This window comes from Spirosoma fluminis (genome assembly GCF_054778895.1).
On sequence record NZ_BAAGZD010000007.1, the window covers coordinates 23,867 to 42,541 of the forward strand.

The 18,675-nt window shown below is 41.9% G+C and carries 19 protein-coding genes and 2 pseudogenes; 7 read left to right on the plus strand and 14 right to left on the minus strand.

The genetic code is table 11. The features are described 5' to 3' along the window. Positions 1 to 22: 22 nt before the first annotated feature. Positions 23 to 286, minus strand: a pseudogene (locus ACYVBJ_RS11625) (glycosyl hydrolase family 28-related protein); the annotation flags it as partial. Positions 287 to 833: 547 nt separating this feature from the next. Here ACYVBJ_RS11625 and ACYVBJ_RS11630 point away from each other — a divergent pair. From ACYVBJ_RS11630 to ACYVBJ_RS11660, 7 genes and pseudogenes are all read left to right on the plus strand, one after another. Then, positions 834 to 1,793, plus strand: coding sequence for a glycosyltransferase (locus tag ACYVBJ_RS11630; RefSeq protein WP_460982472.1), 960 nt, complete (start codon positions 834 to 836; stop codon positions 1,791 to 1,793). Positions 1,794 to 2,620: 827 nt separating this feature from the next. Then, entirely contained in the window at positions 2,621 to 4,075 is a 1,455-nt protein-coding gene (locus tag ACYVBJ_RS11635) for an MBOAT family O-acyltransferase (protein WP_460982473.1), read from the plus strand. Beyond that, a complete protein-coding gene (locus ACYVBJ_RS11640; RefSeq protein WP_460982474.1) occupies positions 4,075 to 5,022 on the plus strand; it encodes a hypothetical protein in 948 nt (315 codons plus the stop codon). The genes ACYVBJ_RS11635 and ACYVBJ_RS11640 overlap by 1 nt, the downstream gene beginning before the upstream one ends. A 58-nt stretch (positions 5,023 to 5,080) precedes the next feature. Continuing rightward, the gene (locus tag ACYVBJ_RS11645) at positions 5,081 to 5,233 is read left to right on the plus strand and encodes a helix-turn-helix domain-containing protein (protein WP_460982475.1); all 153 of its coding nucleotides are present in this window, start codon (positions 5,081 to 5,083) and stop codon (positions 5,231 to 5,233) included. 45 nt (positions 5,234 to 5,278) lie between these two features. Further along, positions 5,279 to 5,416: a hypothetical protein gene (locus tag ACYVBJ_RS11650; RefSeq protein ID WP_460982740.1), complete on the plus strand. Its 138-nt coding sequence runs from the start codon at positions 5,279 to 5,281 to the stop codon at positions 5,414 to 5,416. A 22-nt stretch (positions 5,417 to 5,438) separates the two neighbouring features. Next, positions 5,439 to 5,555, plus strand: a complete 117-nt coding sequence (locus tag ACYVBJ_RS11655; RefSeq protein ID WP_460982734.1) for a winged helix-turn-helix domain-containing protein — start codon at positions 5,439 to 5,441, stop codon at positions 5,553 to 5,555. A gap of 34 nt (positions 5,556 to 5,589) precedes the next feature. Then, positions 5,590 to 5,841, plus strand: a pseudogene (locus tag ACYVBJ_RS11660) (transposase); the annotation flags it as partial. 181 nt (positions 5,842 to 6,022) lie between these two features. On the opposite strand, the gene istB reads toward ACYVBJ_RS11660, so the two are convergent. From istB to ACYVBJ_RS11725, 13 genes are all read right to left on the minus strand, one after another. Further along, the gene (gene istB, locus ACYVBJ_RS11665) at positions 6,023 to 6,742 is read right to left on the minus strand and encodes an IS21-like element helper ATPase IstB (RefSeq protein ID WP_460982476.1); all 720 of its coding nucleotides are present in this window, start codon (positions 6,740 to 6,742) and stop codon (positions 6,023 to 6,025) included. Positions 6,743 to 6,769: 27 nt separating this feature from the next. Continuing rightward, positions 6,770 to 8,338 carry an IS21 family transposase gene (gene istA / locus ACYVBJ_RS11670; protein ID WP_460982477.1) on the minus strand — a complete coding sequence of 523 codons (1,569 nt, stop codon included), beginning with the start codon at positions 8,336 to 8,338 and terminating at the stop codon, positions 6,770 to 6,772. Positions 8,339 to 8,716: 378 nt separating this feature from the next. Then, complete coding sequence (locus ACYVBJ_RS11675) at positions 8,717 to 9,304, minus strand: transposase (protein WP_460982478.1); 588 nt, start codon at positions 9,302 to 9,304, stop codon at positions 8,717 to 8,719. Further along, positions 9,301 to 10,356 (minus strand): ISL3 family transposase, encoded by a 1,056-nt coding sequence (locus tag ACYVBJ_RS11680; RefSeq protein ID WP_460982479.1) that lies wholly within the window; start codon positions 10,354 to 10,356, stop codon positions 9,301 to 9,303. The genes ACYVBJ_RS11675 and ACYVBJ_RS11680 overlap by 4 nt, the downstream gene beginning before the upstream one ends. Positions 10,357 to 10,385: 29 nt before the next feature. Further along, positions 10,386 to 11,090: a hypothetical protein gene (locus tag ACYVBJ_RS11685; protein WP_460982480.1), complete on the minus strand. Its 705-nt coding sequence runs from the start codon at positions 11,088 to 11,090 to the stop codon at positions 10,386 to 10,388. A gap of 166 nt (positions 11,091 to 11,256) precedes the next feature. Beyond that, on the minus strand, positions 11,257 to 11,463 hold the full coding sequence (locus ACYVBJ_RS11690; protein ID WP_460982481.1) for a hypothetical protein: 207 nt from the start codon (positions 11,461 to 11,463) through the stop codon (positions 11,257 to 11,259). 194 nt (positions 11,464 to 11,657) lie between these two features. Then, on the minus strand, positions 11,658 to 12,392 hold the full coding sequence (locus ACYVBJ_RS11695; RefSeq protein ID WP_460982482.1) for a glycosyltransferase family 2 protein: 735 nt from the start codon (positions 12,390 to 12,392) through the stop codon (positions 11,658 to 11,660). Then, on the minus strand, positions 12,392 to 13,669 hold the full coding sequence (locus ACYVBJ_RS11700; RefSeq protein WP_460982483.1) for an O-antigen polymerase: 1,278 nt from the start codon (positions 13,667 to 13,669) through the stop codon (positions 12,392 to 12,394). The genes ACYVBJ_RS11695 and ACYVBJ_RS11700 overlap by 1 nt, the downstream gene beginning before the upstream one ends. After that, a complete protein-coding gene (locus ACYVBJ_RS11705) occupies positions 13,647 to 14,384 on the minus strand; it encodes a glycosyltransferase family 2 protein (RefSeq protein WP_460982484.1) in 738 nt (245 codons plus the stop codon). Before ACYVBJ_RS11705 ends, ACYVBJ_RS11700 begins: the two co-directional genes overlap by 23 nt. Continuing rightward, entirely contained in the window at positions 14,381 to 15,484 is a 1,104-nt protein-coding gene (locus ACYVBJ_RS11710) for a glycosyltransferase family 4 protein (protein ID WP_460982485.1), read from the minus strand. The genes ACYVBJ_RS11705 and ACYVBJ_RS11710 overlap by 4 nt, the downstream gene beginning before the upstream one ends. Before the next feature lie 26 nt (positions 15,485 to 15,510). After that, positions 15,511 to 16,206 carry a class I SAM-dependent methyltransferase gene (locus ACYVBJ_RS11715; RefSeq protein WP_460982486.1) on the minus strand — a complete coding sequence of 232 codons (696 nt, stop codon included), beginning with the start codon at positions 16,204 to 16,206 and terminating at the stop codon, positions 15,511 to 15,513. 113 nt (positions 16,207 to 16,319) lie between these two features. Beyond that, on the minus strand, positions 16,320 to 17,672 hold the full coding sequence (locus ACYVBJ_RS11720; RefSeq protein ID WP_460982487.1) for an oligosaccharide flippase family protein: 1,353 nt from the start codon (positions 17,670 to 17,672) through the stop codon (positions 16,320 to 16,322). A gap of 16 nt (positions 17,673 to 17,688) precedes the next feature. Next, a complete protein-coding gene (locus ACYVBJ_RS11725) occupies positions 17,689 to 18,663 on the minus strand; it encodes a GDP-mannose 4,6-dehydratase (RefSeq protein WP_460982488.1) in 975 nt (324 codons plus the stop codon). Positions 18,664 to 18,675: the final 12 nt, after the last annotated feature.

Below are 18,675 nucleotides of genomic sequence, written 5' to 3' on the forward strand. Positions count from 1 at the left end.
ATCCGCTGAAATCAAATATAGGTCGACTTCCTGTATTTCCTATTACGATAGAATTAAAGTAAGAGCCTCCATCTCCCACTAACCATATTCCGTTTTTCCCGGTTAGATTTATAGGATTAGAAATTAAATAATAACCTGCTGGAAAGTAGATAGTAGCTAAGTATCTGGCAGACGGATTAGCGCTTAGCGTACTAGCAAAATCTATTGCTCTTTGGATTGCAGCAGAGTCATCAACGGATCCATCACCACGAGCTCCAAACTGAGGATCTTTAACATTTACTGGCATAAGTGGTAGTGTAGGCCATTTTTAGATATTGTAAAGTTCTTTAACGTAAAAGGCAAATTATATGTTATGAATAACCAGCTATACGTTATTTAGGGAATTAAGAGGGTAAAACACATACGTGACATGCAAACTGACTCACTTGCGTGTTTAAATTATTAAATGTTAATGTATTGAAATACAGGTATTTATCTCACAATATACGTACTAGTTATACTTACGACAATTTCGGTTTAAAGTGATAACTAGTAGCGACTTGCCTGAGCTCATTCTAACAAGTTATTATAAAGGCTCACCTGGAAAGTAATCATCACTAGATAGATTTATTACTTTTGCGAATATTATAGGGTAGAGAATGAAAATAGCATTAGTTCAGGATGGTTTAATGTGTCAGGCGGGCGGAGAACAGGTAGCCAGATGCTTCCACCTCGCTTTTCCAGACGCTCCGATTTACACACTGTGTTATCAGCCCCACCTTACTTTCCCCGATTTCCAAAGCTGCGACGTTCGTCCCTCTTGGCTGCAGTATATAGCTAAAACGGATAATACAATGAAACGGCTTTTCTTCCCGCTGGGCGTAATGGCTATGAAAGCGCAGGACGTTACAGACTTCAATGTTGTATTGATGTCGGGTACGCACTGCGCTAAATATGTAGAAGTCTCCGATAAAGCATTGGTAATCAGTTACAGTTTCACTCCATTTCGATTGGCCTGGGACCCTATGTCTTACGCGCAGTATGCTCAGTCGAAAGGGTTGAAACGAGCCATTTTTGATAAGGTATTAAGTATTTTAAGGGGTGTTGATTTCAAAGCGGCCCAGCGCCCTGATTATTACGTTGCAATGACTGAGGAAACGGCTGATAGGTTGCGAGATTCGTATCAAATCAAAAATTCAATCCATTTGATTAACCCTCCGGTTAAGGCTAATAATTTCTATATATCCCCTAAAAAGAAAGAGTATTATCTCATTGTATCCCGTCTGGAATCCTACAAGAAGGTGGATCTGGTTATCGAAGCCTTCAATGAATTAAAGTATCCCCTAGTCGTAGTAGGTAAAGGATTACAGGCGGACGAGATAAAAGCGATTGCGGGACCAAACGTTACATTTTATAATGGCTTATCAGCCGAAGAGCTCGCCGACTTATACGCAAATTGTAAAGCGTTTCTCTTTCCGCAACATGAAGATTACGGGATTACGCCCTTGGAAGCAAACGCATCTGGTCGGCCTGTAATTGCCTATGGCATAGGTGGCGTATTGTCAACTCAAATCCCTGTTAAAGACAACCCCGCTGAGGCAACGGCTATCTATTTCAACCAACAAACTAAGGGAAGTATAATTGACGCTGTTCAGAAATTCGAAGAAATGGAACACCGGTTCGATTCAAATTTTATACGACGACATGCCGAAAGTTTTGATGAATCAAGATTCATTTCTCGGATTAGAGCATTTGTAATTGAGAAATATAGCTTACATAAGCGTTCTGCAAAACTGGTTCTCCGGGCTGATTAGCATTAAATTCCTCACGGCTTAGCTAAGCTACTGGCAATTAATTCAGTGGGAGTTTTCGTAATGAGTGCTTAAACGCTTTGGCAAAAACGTCATTATAAAATTGATCTCCATATTTTCCTAGCCGTTCACCCACTCATAAAGCATAGCCCTGATCAAGAGAAAAACAGCAAGGCCATTGGTTTGATTAGTTACATGAACAGCCACTATCCAAAGTCGGCCTTGTGTATCGAGGACAAATTACCGCTTGCGGCCGTTGACTCGCTTATAGGTGTATGTACCCAATACTAACAGATCATATGAGTTAGTATAACGCTCTGTTAAATAAAATTCATAATGGAAGGACACACTTTTCTACCGACTCGTTTACGATCAGTTGATTCAGTGCCAAATTGATCCGCTCAAAGTTACCATTCTGCTTCTATTACTCATAATAGTAGTAAATTACTTGCCAGTCGGGCCACTTTTCAGCGATCCCGTCCAAATTGGGCACCAGTTCGTAGCAACTATAAGATTATATTTATTATTTGGCGTAAATCGTGTTTACTCTTGCGTTCGAGGTCGAAGAAAGGCGAAATTGCAGTCTACGGAGAGTCGGGCAGTGGTTTCCACTATTTAGCAATATCTTTGCAGTTTGATCAATACGAAGATGTCACGACTCTGTGTCCTTTTTGATTTTCCAAAATTTTTTTACAAGCTATTGAAGCAGAAATTAAGCAAATCTGTAAATAAATTCTAGAGTTTTATGAAAACAAAGTCTAGAAGTTTAAAGATCACATACATATTAATAAATTTGCTATTTTTGACTACTTCGCAAAATCGTATTAGAAATGCTTTTTAATTCTTTACAATTTGCTTTATTTTTTATTGTTATTACTAGTGGATACTATCTTATACCGCATAAGTATAGATGGATATTACTACTGATAGGAAGCTGTTATTTTTATATGGCTTTTGTGCCAATATATATAGCTATATTAGGGTTCACTATTATAATTGATTATTTTGCTGGTATATACATAGAACGCTCACAAGGTGAAATTAGAAGGTTTTTTCTAATTTCCAGTTTATTTGCTAACATTTTAGTATTAGCTGTATTTAAATATTTTAATTTTATAAATTATAACTTAGATAGCTTATTGACAAATATTGGCCAACATACACCTTTTCCATTTCTTACGATATTGTTGCCGATTGGCTTGTCTTTTCATACTTTTCAGGCAATGAGTTATACAATTGAAGTGTATAGAGGTAATCAAAAAGCAGAAAAACATTTTGGTATTTATGCGCTTTACGTAATGTTCTACCCGCAATTGGTAGCTGGCCCAATAGAAAGACCTCAGAATGTAATTCATCAATTCTATGAGAAACATTATTTTAAAGCTGTAAATATTTCTGAAGGATTAAAATTGATCGCTTGGGGGCTATTTAAAAAAGTAGTGGTTGCCGACCGGCTCTCTATAATTGTTAATAATGTTTATGGACATCCTACTCAATTTGAAGGGTTTTCATTGATATTTGCCACTATTTTGTTTGCATTTCAAATATACTGTGATTTTTCTGGGTATTCCGATATTGCACTCGGAACTGCTCGAGCAATAGGATTCAGATTGATGAAAAACTTCGATAGGCCATATTTCTCCAGATCAATCTCGGAGTTTTGGAAAAGATGGCACATATCATTATCTACCTGGTTTCGCGATTATCTGTATATACCTTTAGGTGGAAATAGAGTAACTCGTTCGCGTTGGTATTTTAATTTATTTGTGACATTTTTTATCAGCGGATTGTGGCACGGTGCAAATTGGACTTACATTATATGGGGCAGTTTAAACGGTATATATCTAATAACGGAGAGTATAACTAAAAACTACAGGAGAAAAGTATATAGTTTAATGAAACTAAATGATAAATCACTGCTTATTTCTACATTAGAACTAGTCAGTACGTTTTCATTAATATCTTTTGCATGGATTTTTTTTCGTGCTAAAAACGTTCAAGATGCTTTGTATATAATCTCGCACTTATTTTCTAACTTAGTAAGTAGTGTCAACCAATTAAAACCAGGATTCCTAGGGTCGACAACGTATGACTATATAGTTAACTTCTTAATGCTATTTATTTTGTTCGCTGTAGAGTATTTACAAGGTGAGAACTATATCCGAAGCTACGTTAGCCGACAAAACGTAATAACGCGAGTGTGCGTATACTCATCTCTTATCCTGTTGATTTTAATGTTTGGTGTTTTTGACATCCAAGAACAATTTATTTACTTTCAATTCTGATGAGACAATTAATATATTTATTGCGCAAGATATTTTTTGTAGCAATATTTTGTGCTTTATCAATTTATGTAGTCACTAGTATTCTATCATCATATTCTCGAAATGAATCGAGCTATCTAGCTGCTTCTTTAGATAAAGAGCAATTATTAGATAGTATTAATTATCCTAGAATTATATTTGTTGGTGGATCAAACTTAGCTCTTGGCTTAAATAGCAAATTTTTGAGTGAAAAAACAGGCTATTCTGTAATAAATATGGGTTTACATGGAGGGCTAGGTTTGGATTTTCCACTAAACGAAGTTAAATCAAAAATTCGCCCAAAAGATATAGTCATCTTGTCGATCGAACATTTTTTGGACAAGCCCGACAAAAAACTTTTAGCACAGATAATAGACATTAATCAAAATGCACAGTCATTGTTGAACCTCTCATGGATAGACAAGGCGCAGTTAATTGTCTTCAATCTTCAGCGGTCTATTAGTAGTTCTTATTATAAGCTTATAAACAGGCAAAAAGATCCCATTTATTATCGCGAAGCTTTTACTGGTCAAGGGGATTTGGTTAGCCATTTTGGCAAGCCTAAACCAGCATTTGTAAGTGGAGGTTTTGTATTTTCCGATACAAATTACTCGAATGGTATAGAGAAAATTAATATATTTATTGATTACTGTAAGCGAAGAGGAGCTAAGGTTTTTTTTGTGTTTCCTGCGTATCAAAAGTCAGCATACAACCTTAATGAGATTGCACTTGATAAATTAGCACATCAATATCAAACTTCTTTAAAATGCTCAATACTCGGTAATGTAAAATCTTTTGTATTTGATGATAAATATTTTTTTGATACAGTTTATCATTTAGATAGCGCTGGTGTGCAGAAGCGTACAAGGCTTGTCTTCGATTTATTACAACAGGTTCGGCCTAAGATCCCCTTTTCGAAGAGAAGTTAACGCTATCGCTACTTATTGATGCGTGAGTAGGATTGTAAATAAAGCTATTTTGGATGATATGGCAAGCTACAAACCTTCCGACTACGAACTCTTGCGCCGTCGATGGGCACAACTCAAAGAACAAGGATGGCCACAAAACAAGATAGCTCAGGCCCTGGGATTAACCCAGGGCTGGGTCAGCCGAACCTTGATAAAGTATCGACTCAATTGACAAGATGCGCTAGTTTGGCGTAAGCCTACAGGACCTGCCTATCGATTGACCTCACCGCAAGTCGAGCAACTTCTACTGGAGTTAAAGAAAGGGGCACAAGCCCACGGCTTTGCGGGTGACATTTGGACGCGTACCCGCGTCAACGAGGTCATCAAAAATAGGACCACCGAAGCGGCTATTTAGGGTTAGCTATGATCCCTCCCAAATAGGGCGATTACTCAAGAAAGCAGGCTGGTCCCGCCAGAAGCCCCAAGCCAAGGAGCGCCAGCAAAACCCGCAAGCAGTGGCTCAGTGGCGTGAGCAAACCCTGCCCGCCCTTTAAAAAAGCCCAAACCCAGGGACGGGTGATTTTGTACGTGGATGAGTCGGCTTGTTATTTGTTGCCCCTGCTGGCTCACAGCTGGGCACCTCGGGGCCAAACGCCGGTTATTTTGGAGCATGCCGGTCGAGCTCATCTAAGTCTGATTGCCGCTGTCGCTCCTAATGGCCGGTTGTATGTAGCGGGTCAGGATCAGGCTTTCACGGGTGAGGACATCGTCTGGTTTTTAACCAAGCTTTGTCGCTGGTATCCCAAACGCGACCTACTTGTCATTTGGGATGGGGCGACAATTCATCGGGGAGAAGCCGTTAAAGCGTTTTTGAAGGCTAAGCTAGGTGGTGTCCATCTGGAATCAGTTATATATTCCGGCAATCGAAGACCACGTATTCCGGCAAATCAGGCCACTGTGGATAAGTGTAAGAAGAAGGATATAAAGGTAAGCGCTATACTGATTTTTCTTCCCCTTTTCCCTATTTTCGTTGAGACTGTCCTTTCAACTCAATACGGTGAGCCTGATGTAATAACCGGTCCAGGAAGGCATCTGCAATCGTTGGTTCTGCCAGATAATCATACCATTGAGCAACAGGTAGCTGGGAGGTTATGATTGTTGAGTGACGACCATAGCGGTCTTCCATAATCTGTAACAGGGCCAGCTTGGCATCCATGTCCAGTGGTGCCAGCCCCCAGTCATCCAGGATCAGCACATGCAATCGCTCCAGACGGGCCAGTTCTTTGACAAAAGAACCATCGGCTCGTGCAAGATGGAGAGTTTGAATCAGTTTTGGCAAAGCAAAATAACCGACTCTGAACCCTTTCAGGCAAGCCTGATACCCGAAAGCAGTCGCTATATAGCTTTTGCCACAGCCGGTTGCACCCGTGAGCAGCAGATTTTCCCCTCGTTGAATAAACGATAGGTCTGCCAGCCTTATAATCAGGCTCTTGTCGAGTTGACGTTCCGGACTATAGCGGATTTCTTCGAGTGAGGCCTGATACCGGAAGCGGGCCTGCTGAACGGCTAACTGGGTACGCCGATGGTGGCGATATTCCCATTCTGCATCCAGTAACCGGTCCAGTAATTGTTCCTGCGGGGGCCACTGATGGGCCGGTAACTGGAGCAGTGTTTGCCAAAGGGTTGCCATCCCGCAGAGTTTCAATCCCTTCAAACGATCTAATGTTGCCTGATTATTCACCTTTTTTTAGTTGGTTTAGTGGTTATTTTATTGGTATGCAACGGCTCCCCGGATGTTCTCGTGAGCAGGTATAGACATTGTGGTTACCTGTGGCAGGGGTGGCAGGGGGAGCCGGTCGAGTTCACTATCCAGGATGCCACGGATGATTTTGTAGGATACACTCCCATAGTGCAGTGCTCGCTCGCAGGCTTTTTCCAGGCGACCAGGTTCCACTTTTTTCACCAGTGAAAGAATACCGGCGCAGGAGCGGTAGACCTGTTGCGGATAGGCGTTGAGAGGGGCCTCCAGGCGTTTCAATACCTGCTCAATGGCCTTGGTCAGCCAGGGGCCGGCCTCAAGGGCTTGCTGCCGGAAAAAGTCGGGTGACCACTGGTTTACCCACTGCTGTTGTGGGGGTAAATGCTCGGGCCGTGTTGAATACCCGTGAGTCAGCGGGCATCGGGAGTGAAACGCTATGCGTTCGTGCTGGTGGTATAGCTCAACGGTTTGCCGGGTGTATACCAGCTTAACCTGCTGACCAACAAACCGGTGTGGCACACTGTAATAATGCTTGTCGGGTTGAAGCAGCACATGGCAATTGAGTTGAACTTTCGCCAGTCGATACTCTTTAAGTTCATACCCATCGGCTGGTAGTGATCGTAGCTGAGTAGCCTCCAGTGTCTCGAAACGTTGTCGGCGGCTATACGTTTTGCCCTGAAATAGGAGCTGATTGTGGGCTTCAACCAGTTGCATAATCTGTTGGTTAAGCGCCTGCAAACTGTGAAACGGTTTATCCTGAAGAGCCGTGTACACCCGTTGATAGAGGATATTAACCGCCCCTTCTACCAGCGCCTTATCGCGCGGCTTACGGCTGCGGGCCGGATAAATGCACGTGCCATAATGGGCCGCAAAGTCCTGGATAGTCTGGTTCAGATCAGGCTCGTAGCGATTGGCCGTTTGTACGGCAGCTTTCAGATTATCAGGAACAATGGCGGCCGGTACGCCCCCTAAAAAGGCCCGTGCGTTACTGAGTCCTGTCAGAAAGTCTTCCTTACGCTGACTGTTCATGGCCACCGCATAGGTCAGTTGACTACATCCCAATATGGCCACAAAGAACTCATAGATAACGGGCTGATTAGTCGTAGCATCCATTACGGTCAAGCGCTTTCCGGCAAAGTCGACGAACAGTTTGTCTCCGGCTTTATGCTCGATATGCATAACTGTCCGTTGCGTTTGTAACCACTGCTTATAGCGTAGACAAAACTGCGTGTACTGAAGCCCGTCGGGGTTGTGCTGCTTGTAAAGAGACCAAAGAAGGAACCGGGTACCCCCCGGCTTGCTGAGCTGAGCGTCGAAGCTGGTAAAACGTTCGTAGAGATCGCCGATACGATCCACTTTGGGGACCAGTGGCTGAGCCAATAAACGATGGAGCTGGTCGTCCTGCCAGCTGAGGGCTTGGTCCAGTGTGGCAAAATGGCCTTCGATAGTGGCCAGATACTGATCCACAGTAGATCGAGCTAAGGCTAATGTGGCCGCAATAGCCCGTTTGCTGTAGCCTTGCTGACGAAGTTGAAGAATGCGTCGGATCTGATACATGGGTAAGCGTTGGTTAGCCATAGTCGCTGCTGAGAGTCAGGGGAAATCTGTCACTCAGCCAAACTACGGGCCTTCTTACACTTATCCACAGGTGGCCTGATTTGGCCGGAATGTATGGCCTGTCATGGCCGTATTGTATGGCTTACTTTAAGGGTTCAGCGTCAAATTAGGTGAATTTGTGTAGTTTTCTTAGTTGAGTGGGTATGGATCTATCCCCACTCTTGCCGCCTGGATTCCAGTTCAGCTAAACACGCGCCAGGTTTTAATCTGTCGCATCTGGCTTATCAGTATTTCCGAACCGACCTATTCGCCATATCGGGCATCAGTTATAATGCGGTTTTATGTCTGCTGACCAGTCTGGGCCATGATGTGTATATTCCGGAGTAAACTGGTTCAGCGTCACTTTGGGGGAGTCGTCCAATTTCGGGCTAACACCCGTAGTCGTAATAGATCAAATTTCGCTTTGCCATACATCGTTCGCTTGATGGTCTTCAGCCGATTTACCTGCCCTTCTGTTTGCCCATTACTCCACTCGGATCGAAATGCTTCTTCAACAGCGGCAAAGTCCTGACGCATACCGCGCACAAACCCACTCAAGACCCGTATCCCTTCGGCATCGGCACACCAGTTCGCTAACTCGTCCGCTTGGCGGTCCTGCATGAGTTGCTTGAAACGTAAACTCAGTTGATGCACCTGACCAATCAATTCATTGGAATCGAGTAAGTGTTTTAAAAAAGGACAATCTGTTTCCGGCCATTCGACGGCTGGTTGGCCTAGTAATCGACTGAGACGACGACTCGAATAGCTGAGTTCTTTTTGGGCAGGCGGTAAAGTAGGCTCGTAGGAAGGACGTGGATAATTTGCTAAAAAGGCAGCTAAGATGGTATAGCGGCCGTTATAACCTTGGGTTTTAACTTCCTCAAATAACGTTTTGACGCAGGTTTCACCGGCTTGCCAACGCTGGCGTAAATAGACTTCATAGGTCAATAAGTTTGTTTCCTTCGTTTAGTCTTGGGGACAAAATGAGCTTGTTTGAAGTATTTCTTGACTGTATTTCGCGAACTACCTAAATGAGTGGCAATGGCTCGAATGCTATGACCTTGCTGCTGTAATTCTTTAGCCCGTTGATAAAGCCTATATCGTTTTTCTGAATAAATTGGTTGTTCCGGGTGCTGATCATCAGGTAGTTGTTCGCTAACTGGTTTAGGTAAATCCATTTCCGCTAACGAAATAGAAGGGGTTGTTGAGGAAATTGCCGATTGCTGGCTAATGAATTGAGCGGCTTCCCGGATGGCTGGACGTTGGCTGTCTAAAAAGCGTTCGACGGCTTCAGACAAATTCTTTAACAGATGCCAACGGTCAGCTACCTGAGTAGCTTGGGGACAAGCAGCGGAAACGGCATTGGCATAAATGCTGGATCGGTCTCGTGTTACCAACTCAATACCGGGGTGAGCACGTAGCCAGGCTTCCAACGTATTACCTTCGCGGTCCGGCAACAGATCAATGGGTTTATGCTGATCCAGATCAATTAGAATGGTGCCATAGTTGCGTCCTTTCTTAAAGGCAAAATCATCGACGCCTAACCGTTTGGGCGTTTCCACCACTGGAATCGACGTTTTTCGAATGACCCGCAGGACGGTCGAGGCACTAATTGGCTGGCCTACGATCTGGCATAAGCGCGCTCCTGGTTTGGCACCAGCCTGCAAACCAATGGCTTGTATTTGCTGATCTGCTCTAAGCAGTCTCCGAGCATAAGGCTTGCAGCTCGGGTGGCATGATTGAGCAAACACTTTACGAGGGCAGTCGGCTAGGGAGCAGAAAAATTTGCGCAGCCTCATCAGGAGCTTGATCCGTTTACCACTCATGGGTAGGTCGGCTAAGGTACGTTGATAGTAACTATGCACTCGGTTGGAGGCCGTCTGACAAAGTGGGCATGTGCCTATCCGATTAGTGGCTATCCAGCTAATGGTAATCGCATCGTGGGTGAATTGCTGGTGGCTGAACTGGAATCCAGGCGGCAAGAGTGGGGATAGATCCATACCCACTCAACTAAGAAAACTACACAAATTCACCTAATTTGACGCTGAACCACTTTAAGCCGGAATATACACATAGGACCACTGCCAATCAGCAAGCCCCGATCTCGAAAACGACCATACTGCATGCGGTGCCGGTTCTGCTGATAGTAGGCAACCAGCTTCGTCCGTTCGGCAGTGGCGCCAGGGCTGAGTTTTTTCAATTCAGCCAGATTCCTCAAGACATCATCTAAATCGTTGCTTAGCAGGTAGTCGGCTTGCTTCCCCAGCCATTGTTCTCTACGCCAGGGATGCGCAAAATGAAGCCGGGCATAGGTTGATAAATGCTCTAGAGCATGGTAGTAATCCAGAATATGCGTAGCTGTGGGGTAGGTTTTTTCAATATAACGCTGAATCCAAAGGGTACCATCTGTGACAAAGACTAGCCGCTCAGGCTGGGTTTTGTACACCCCTAAACTAGCTTCAAACTTAGGAATGAAGTCGTGAAAAGACCCTAAATGTCCACTGTAGGTCGATTTTGTGAGTTTAAAGCGAGGTTGTTGGTCAGCCTGGCTACCAGTAGCAACTCGATTTTGACTAGTGAATACTCGACCAAGCTTCACCTCCTGCCAGCCGGTATCAGTCAAAATCATACTACCATCCATAGAAGCATAGACTACTTCGTCAACGGTCAGTGCAGGCTGCTCGACGGGCTGTGTCAGACAAGGACTCAACGACTTGCCAACGGCGTTAGTCACTCGATAGACTTGGCTAAGCGCTAATCAATCCCTAAGAAGTTGGCTAACAAATCATTACTTGCCGAATAGACATCACTCACGCCAGCCAACGCCATCAGATGCTGGAGATAGGGACTGATAAAGAATCCGTTAACCTTAGCCCGAAAGCGATGAGACCGCGCGAGTTCTACTTGGCCAAATCGGGTTTGACAACTGTTTTTTTTCGCGGGTTAGGCGCGGGTTTCCCCAGACTGGCCTGTAGGACCTGCTGCCCCAACTGAGTCCATATCTGGGTAAACTCTTCTTCAAACTCAAAGAAGGTTGGTTTATCTTGCAGGGCATTGAGTCGATCAAAGTGGGCATCGGCTAAGGCATGAAACTCATCGCGGGTCATGGACGGAAAGCAGTTAGATGGTATGACAAGATACTGCTTGACGGGCAGTTTTGAAATGCACCCTATCCACCAGCCTCTTATAACTTTCTTACATACGGTGTAATAAGTCGGTAAAGTGCCTAGTCCTACCAATATTCAGCTTAGTTTATCAATTATTTTTTCAGAAAACTAGTTCTCTGAAAAAAGCTAAAACGTTATTTCTTATAATATATTCGCTTTATAAGTGTATACAATAAGATACATCTTGATTTAATTTTCGTTAAAAGACTATTCGGGCTTTTTTTTCTGTCCTCTGTAGGACTAGCATTACCCTCATGACGTCTAAAATAAGACAATGGTTCTTTTATAAATCTAACGGTAAACAAAATGTCTGCTAAAAGGCCGATCCATATATCATGATATACATACATTTTTTCTAGCTTAAATAACTCTGGCGGAAAAGGTAAAGCAACTTTTAATAAGTGACTATGGAATGCCATACAGTTGCCTAAGTATGTATTTTTAACTATATTTTTTATAAATCCTTTCCTTGAGTTAAATACTTCAAAAAACGACTCACGGTGTATGAGCGTGTCTTTACCCATAAATAAACAGTTTGTTACGACAAGGTCTACGTCTTCTAACTCCTTTATTACTTTTTCAACCTTGTTACGATGCCATACATCATCTTGGTCAGAAAGAAAGATTATATCACCTTGAGCACGCTTTAGAGCATTTTCGAAGTTTGCTATTACAGACCTTCTTTCATCGTTGTAATATAACCTTATTCGGGTATCATTTATTTTTCGGATAATCTCTACTGTCTTGTCAGTAGAATGGTCATCAGATATAATTATCTCATCATTTTTATCTAACTGAATCAATATAGAGGATAACTGTTCCTCTATGAACTTCTCTCCGTTATATGTGGCTAAACACACACTTATCATTATTCTTTAAGTTTGTGCAATTTGAAAAAAATGATTTTAATTTTCGTATCCAACTTGAAACGAGAGAGAGGATACATAAAAAATATGTACACAAATATTATACTAACATACACTAAGATTGCATATTCAACATCTGTTATCAACGTAAAGCAATTGTAAGACATAGCGTAGCTAAAAGCGTTACCAGCTTTACCTTTAATTAATGTAGAGCGTAATTTAGCTACTATGTATGCACAAAATAGTGTGTAAGGGACTATGTACCAATAGCCTAGAACAGCTATTTGTAATGGCATGATATAATTAGGACCTGCAGCTACGTCAATGTCTAAACCGCTATCTATTTCGTATAGTCGCCAACCTACACTTTTCGTACTTACTCCAAAAAGTTGACCTAAAAAAATGCCAAAAGCCGACTTCAAATAAGCAAGCAGTCCTGTGTCAAGATATCTTTCTGCATTATTAGTGAGGTATATATCCAGACCATCCCCAGCAGATATTATACGGTCGAATATAATTAGAATTCCATCAGTTAAATTAGAATCTCTACTATAAAATGAACTTACAATAATAGCTAGCACAAGGCTAAATGCAATCATAAATGCCCCATAAAAATTAACTTTTCTACTCAAGGTTTTGCTTTCAAATTGGCATTTAAGTATGAAAGCACCAATTCCAAATATAAATGTTAGTGTTGATGATCTACCGCCTGATAATATATCAGTTATTAAATTAATGATTAATGCTAATACTATCCATCTCTTCCATTCATGTTTCTTCGCTAAAAGAACGAAAGAGAAATAGAAAAAGAAGGGGGATGCGCCAATTTTAAATATGAATTGGAGTGGGTCACGACCTTCTAATGCGTAAAAGCGGTATAGAAACCACTCAATGGGTGTTTTATTGTAAGCAAAAATAATGAAATCTACTTTACTGTATATTGTTAGAACGAGTGCTAGTAAATACAATGATTCGATCTTTGAAATTGATTCATAATTCTTTATGTCTATCTTTCTATTGGACAAATTTTTTAAAAAAAACCATAAAAATAAAATATATAAAACAAAAGAAAGAATAAAAATTATTACGCTGGAACTTATTCCATGTTTATATACATATCCGATAAGTAAAGCAGTACAACTTGCACACCAAATAAAGTGAAAAACGATTGGGTCTATAAGAGAGCTTATATTTTTTTTAAATATTAAAAATAAAATGCTAAGAACACCTATAAGTGCTATAAGCACTACGACTACATTATATTTTTCGTAATAGGTCATAATGAATCCAATATTTAAGCCGTAATACTGCAGATATTATGATATTCATAGCTCTGTTATAGTGCTTGCTACGAATACGATTTGTTTCATGTAAAGATTTTTTGTCAACCGAGCTGATACCGCTCGAGCCACAAATGGCAACACAGGTATTAATTTGTTTGTATGCCCTTTTCTGTTTATATATAAATAAATTTAAATCATAATCAGACATTATTTTTTGCGCAGTGTCATATCTGAACATATCAAATAATCGCCTGTTATAAAAAGCACTTTGATGATGTATTGTATTACTAAGTGCCATTTTCAAGTTTATCGACGATGAGAACTGTTTTCCAGTATCTGTTCGTATAACGCCAAATACAACATCGTAGATAGACGTTAACTGCTTACTGACCTCATTCAGCGCTCCGTCGCATAACTCATCATCTGCACCAAGAAAATAAAGCCATTGACCCTTCGACATATCAATTCCTTTATTCATTGCATCATAGATCCCCTGGTCAGACTCACTAATCCAATAACTTATAGAATCGTTGTATTTGCGGAGGATGTCTGTTGTACCATCCTTACTTCCACCGTCAATGATTAAATATTCCAGATTTGTCTGTTGCTTTATAACGCTAAGGATACTTTGTTCTAACGTATTCGCTGCATTATACGTAACGGTTATAACACTAATAAGAGGAGTATTCTGCCGGTAACTTTCGCTGGTCATACGTGTTGGTACAAGCCAATAGTTTCCTCGACAGTACGCGTCCAGGAAAATTGTTTCAATCTCTCTTTGCCTTTCGCTATTAAACTCGCCCGGAGCGAAGAGTCGGTCAAGATTTTTTCAATCGCATCGTTAATCGAGTCATTATCTCTTGAATCCATATATAAGGCAGCATCACCGCCTACTTCTGGTAGTGAACTACTATTAGTCAATACGTTTGGGCAATCGCAGGCAAACGCTTCAAGTACCGGTATCCCGAACCCTTCATACAAAGAAGGAAAGATAAAGGCGATAGCGTGTTTGTACAAACCGACTAGCTTTGTATCATTGATAGGCTGCTGCTGTACCCTGGACGTTACGTCTAGATCAGTAATCTGTTCCAGTTCAGTTTTTGTGAACGCTCCTCCGCCTGCACAGATTAAATTAATGTCATGACGCTTAAGTAGCGGAGCAATTGCCGTTATCAATTGATTAAAGTTTTTGTAAAACCCACGATTGCCTACAAAAAGTAGATAGGGACGTTCGGTAACAAGTGATAAATTTGCTTGCTCAGTGTTGTTTACAAGTAATGAGTTTGCTAAATAGATCACTTGTATTTTATCCGGATCTATTCCATAAATATCAATAACGTCGCGCTTCGTGTTTTCTGATATAGCGATTATTTTAGTAGCGTTTTTAATGACTAGTTCTTTCCAGTGTACCATCTTTTTGTCATGAGCCAGTTCCTTATAAACGGATGAAAATTTTTCATGAATCATATCCAGTACAGTTATTACATAAGGCTTATGTTTTATATAGTTTAGAAAGTATGGGTCGTAATAGGTCGGGTGAAGAATATCGAATGCTCCTGTTCGCAGTTTATTGATACTAATTTGCTTATTTATCAAATATAATAGATTGTTTTTTTTAGGAAATTCTATTCCGCTTAAAAAAGGTTTTGCCCATTCATGAGATAAATAGGCATTGTTAGAGTATTTTATGGCTAATTTAACTTCATGATCAGGATTAGTTTCATTTATACCTACGATTAATTCTCTAAAATATCGCGATATACCACCATAGTTTTGTAGCGAGAAAGTTTGATGATCAAATAACAGTACCATTGAACAAACTATGATTAAACGAGACTTTATTGGGTAATGTAGCTCTTGATTTTTGCCTTGATGAAGGCATAATCCTTGTTCAATAAAGTATGATTTTTTTTGCCAATAGAGTTGTATATACGAGCGATCCGAGGATGGGAAATAACCTTAAATAACGAATGATTTATTTTTTTACGACTAAACATGTGGATATGCTTGTCGTTCCAGTAATAATTGAGGTTGAATTTATCCGCTAAAACCTGTAAGGAGGCCCGGCTATACAGAGAAATATGCTGGCCGGTCTCCGGCGTAAAATACCACCATGAATCAGGGGTAATGTCTGGCTTCGGCTGAACGATTGTTGAAAACAAAATTGTATCGCTTAACGACAGCATTTTCTGCATTTCGGCAACCGGATCAATCAGATGTTCAAATACTTCAAAAGCCGTTAATAGCTCGGCTTTAAATGGCGGTTTATCTTCTACATCGAATGAGTCGGCGAACAGATTGGCGCAGTGTATATCGTAGCGGTAGAAATCAAATCCCCGGTCGCGCAGCATACGAACCAGCATGCCATAGCCACCGCCATAGTCAATAAAGCTAGCGTCTGAATTATACCATGTATTAACCACAGCCTGTACTACAGGTGCCATGACTAAATTACGCTCCACTAATCCTATATCTAACTGAGTGATTGCCGAGTTGTATGCTTCATCCAGCCAGTACGGGGTTTCTGTGAACATGTGCTGACACGTATTGCAGCGAAAGTACTGAACGTTATACTTAGCCAGCACTTTTATAGTGCTATACTCACTGGCAGTCGATTCACAGATCGGACAAGTCATCGTATCTAGTATTACCGGTTCCAAATTCCTTTTGCCGTTCCAGCTATGAGCTTATCAATTTGAACTTTGCCAAAAATTGAACAAGCCAGTAACGAGACAGCCGTTGCTAAAATGACTCCGGCACTACCCATGTTCAGGATTTTCCCGAAGTAAATTGCCAGAGGAATGTTTACGAAAGCAGAAAACAAAGCGTAATACAGTTGTAGCTGTATCTTGCCAAGTCCATTTATAATCATGGCAATAATATTATTCCAGCAACTGACTACTATAAATAACCCCATACAAATATTCAAGGACATGGGTACGATTACGCGCTGATCAACCCACACTTTATAGACGTAATCGGACGAAAGCACCATGATGATAACCACACCGACCAAAATTAGCCACAATTTTTGCATGTGCCGATGGCTCTGCTTCATCCATACAACATCTGCTTTCACAGATGCTTCTGTAAAAGCAGACCAGTACGGAGTTATTGAAATGGCAAACATTGTATTCACTGCGTTAAAATAGCGGAAGGCTACATTATACGTAGTAACTTCTGCAGGGCCAAACAACTGGGCTATCACAAAATTGTCTGTATAAAACAGCACAATGACAGCCATCTGAATAACAAAGAACTTGTAGCCTAGTGACAGTAAGCCCTTAGCGTACTTAAAATCAGCGAAGTTTAATGTAGGCCGTATGTCACGAAGTCTGCTTCTGTAGAGAGCAGTTCCGCAGATAAGCAAAACAAGCACCGGACTAAAAACCGTAACCGCGGCTAAGTAAATCAGATTACCGGTCGTAAATTGGGTCAGGCAGTACGTTCCCAGTAATATAAACAGGTTGGAGAGGAGGGTTATGATGCCTACCAAGCTAGAATCCTGAATGGCCAGCAGTACGTACGAAAGTACATCCAGCACTAATTTCAGCGAAACCGCCAGAACAGTCAGCAATACAACCGTTTGAAGTTGGCTGGCATCAATGGTAGTATTAAAAATAAGCTGCCAAGGTACGTATCTAAAAATCAGCAGAAAAAGAATGATTACGCCGAGTTGAATTAAGCCGAAGATGAGGTAAGCGGTACTAACGTAGGACCGAGCCAGGTTCGTATCCTGTCTGGACGTGGCTTCAGCAAGTTTGTTACGCAAGCCGTTTCCAATCCCGATGTCCATGAAAGCCAGCATGCTAACAATCGAACTAATTGTCAACCATGCACCATACACATCCTTTGATAAGTAGTCAATCGTTATGGGGACGATCAGCAGAGAAACCAACATACCCATCCCCTTCGAAAATACACTTATGATGGTGTTTATCTGAACTTTACGCGTACGGGGATGTACACGTTGGATATGTTCCATCAACTGAGCTCTCATCGCCACACTTCACTAATTAAGTATTTGCCAGCATAACCGCTTCCATTCGCGTCTGAACCATAAGTTTTGCGACATCCTGCATGCTGTGTTTAGCCCTCCACTTTAAACGTTGATACGCCTTTGCTGGATTTGCGTGGCCTTCGGCAATATCGGTGGGCCTGAAAAAGGACTGGTCGATACGAACGTGGTCTTCCCAGTTCAGACCAGCTAGTTCAAACACTACGTTGATAAAGTCACTCAGTTTTGAGGTCTGTCCTGTGGCAATCACGTAATCGTCAGCCTGTTCCTGCTGAAGCATCAGCCACATGGCTTCCACATAATCAGGAGCCCAGCCCCAATCACGGGCAATATCAATATTACCCAACGTCAGAATTTCATCGCTACCTTGGGCAATCCGGCACGCTGCTGCTACAATTTTCTGCGTAACAAACCGCTCTGGTCTCAGCGGAGATTCATGGTTAAACAAAATACCGGTGCTTGCTTGGAGTTGATAGGCCTCCCGGTAGTTAGCAACCTGCCAGAAGGCAGCGGCTTTTGCAACCCCGTAAGGGCTACGCGGCCGAAAAGGCGTGGTCTCATCGGCCGCCAGTGAACCTGTGTCTCCGAAACATTCGCTGGAGCCAGCATTATAAAACTTTATCGGTAAATCACTGAAGCGGATCGCTTCAAGAAGATTGAGGGTGCCAACGCTGATGCTCTCGAGGGTTTCTACCGGCTGCTCGAAAGATAAGCTTACCGAACTCTGTCCCGCTAAATTGTATACTTCGTCAGGCCGAACCTTCTGCAAAGTTTGTAAGACACTTCGAAAGTCGTTTATGCTGATTGACACCAGGCGAACCTGCTGATAGATGCCCAGACGCACTAAATTCTGGAAAGAACCCATCTGGGCATCGCGCGATGCCCCATATACTGTATAGCCTTTCTCCAACAGAAGTTTCGCCAAATAGGCTCCGTCCTGACCCGATACGCCACAAATCAACGCAGTCTTCATGTAATACAGTTA

Bases quoted from the DNA above. Each gene is read 5' to 3' on its own strand.
- ACYVBJ_RS11630 (WP_460982472.1), top strand. From the start codon at position 834: ATGAAACGGCTTTTCTTCCCGCTGGGCGTAATGGCTATGAAAGCGCAG.
- ACYVBJ_RS11635 (WP_460982473.1), top strand. From the start codon at position 2,621: ATGCTTTTTAATTCTTTACAATTTGCTTTATTTTTTATTGTTATTACT.
- ACYVBJ_RS11640 (WP_460982474.1), top strand. From the start codon at position 4,075: ATGAGACAATTAATATATTTATTGCGCAAGATATTTTTTGTAGCAATA.
- ACYVBJ_RS11645 (WP_460982475.1), top strand. From the start codon at position 5,081: ATGGCAAGCTACAAACCTTCCGACTACGAACTCTTGCGCCGTCGATGG.
- istA (WP_460982477.1), bottom strand. From the start codon at position 8,338: ATGGCTAACCAACGCTTACCCATGTATCAGATCCGACGCATTCTTCAA.
- ACYVBJ_RS11680 (WP_460982479.1), bottom strand. From the start codon at position 10,356: ATGGATCTATCCCCACTCTTGCCGCCTGGATTCCAGTTCAGCCACCAG.
- ACYVBJ_RS11690 (WP_460982481.1), bottom strand. From the start codon at position 11,463: ATGACCCGCGATGAGTTTCATGCCTTAGCCGATGCCCACTTTGATCGA.
- ACYVBJ_RS11695 (WP_460982482.1), bottom strand. From the start codon at position 12,392: ATGATAAGTGTGTGTTTAGCCACATATAACGGAGAGAAGTTCATAGAG.
- ACYVBJ_RS11700 (WP_460982483.1), bottom strand. From the start codon at position 13,669: ATGACCTATTACGAAAAATATAATGTAGTCGTAGTGCTTATAGCACTT.
- ACYVBJ_RS11705 (WP_460982484.1), bottom strand. From the start codon at position 14,384: ATGACCAGCGAAAGTTACCGGCAGAATACTCCTCTTATTAGTGTTATA.
- ACYVBJ_RS11710 (WP_460982485.1), bottom strand. From the start codon at position 15,484: ATGGTACTGTTATTTGATCATCAAACTTTCTCGCTACAAAACTATGGT.
- ACYVBJ_RS11715 (WP_460982486.1), bottom strand. From the start codon at position 16,206: ATGTTCACAGAAACCCCGTACTGGCTGGATGAAGCATACAACTCGGCA.
- ACYVBJ_RS11720 (WP_460982487.1), bottom strand. From the start codon at position 17,672: ATGAGAGCTCAGTTGATGGAACATATCCAACGTGTACATCCCCGTACG.
- ACYVBJ_RS11725 (WP_460982488.1), bottom strand. From the start codon at position 18,663: ATGAAGACTGCGTTGATTTGTGGCGTATCGGGTCAGGACGGAGCCTAT.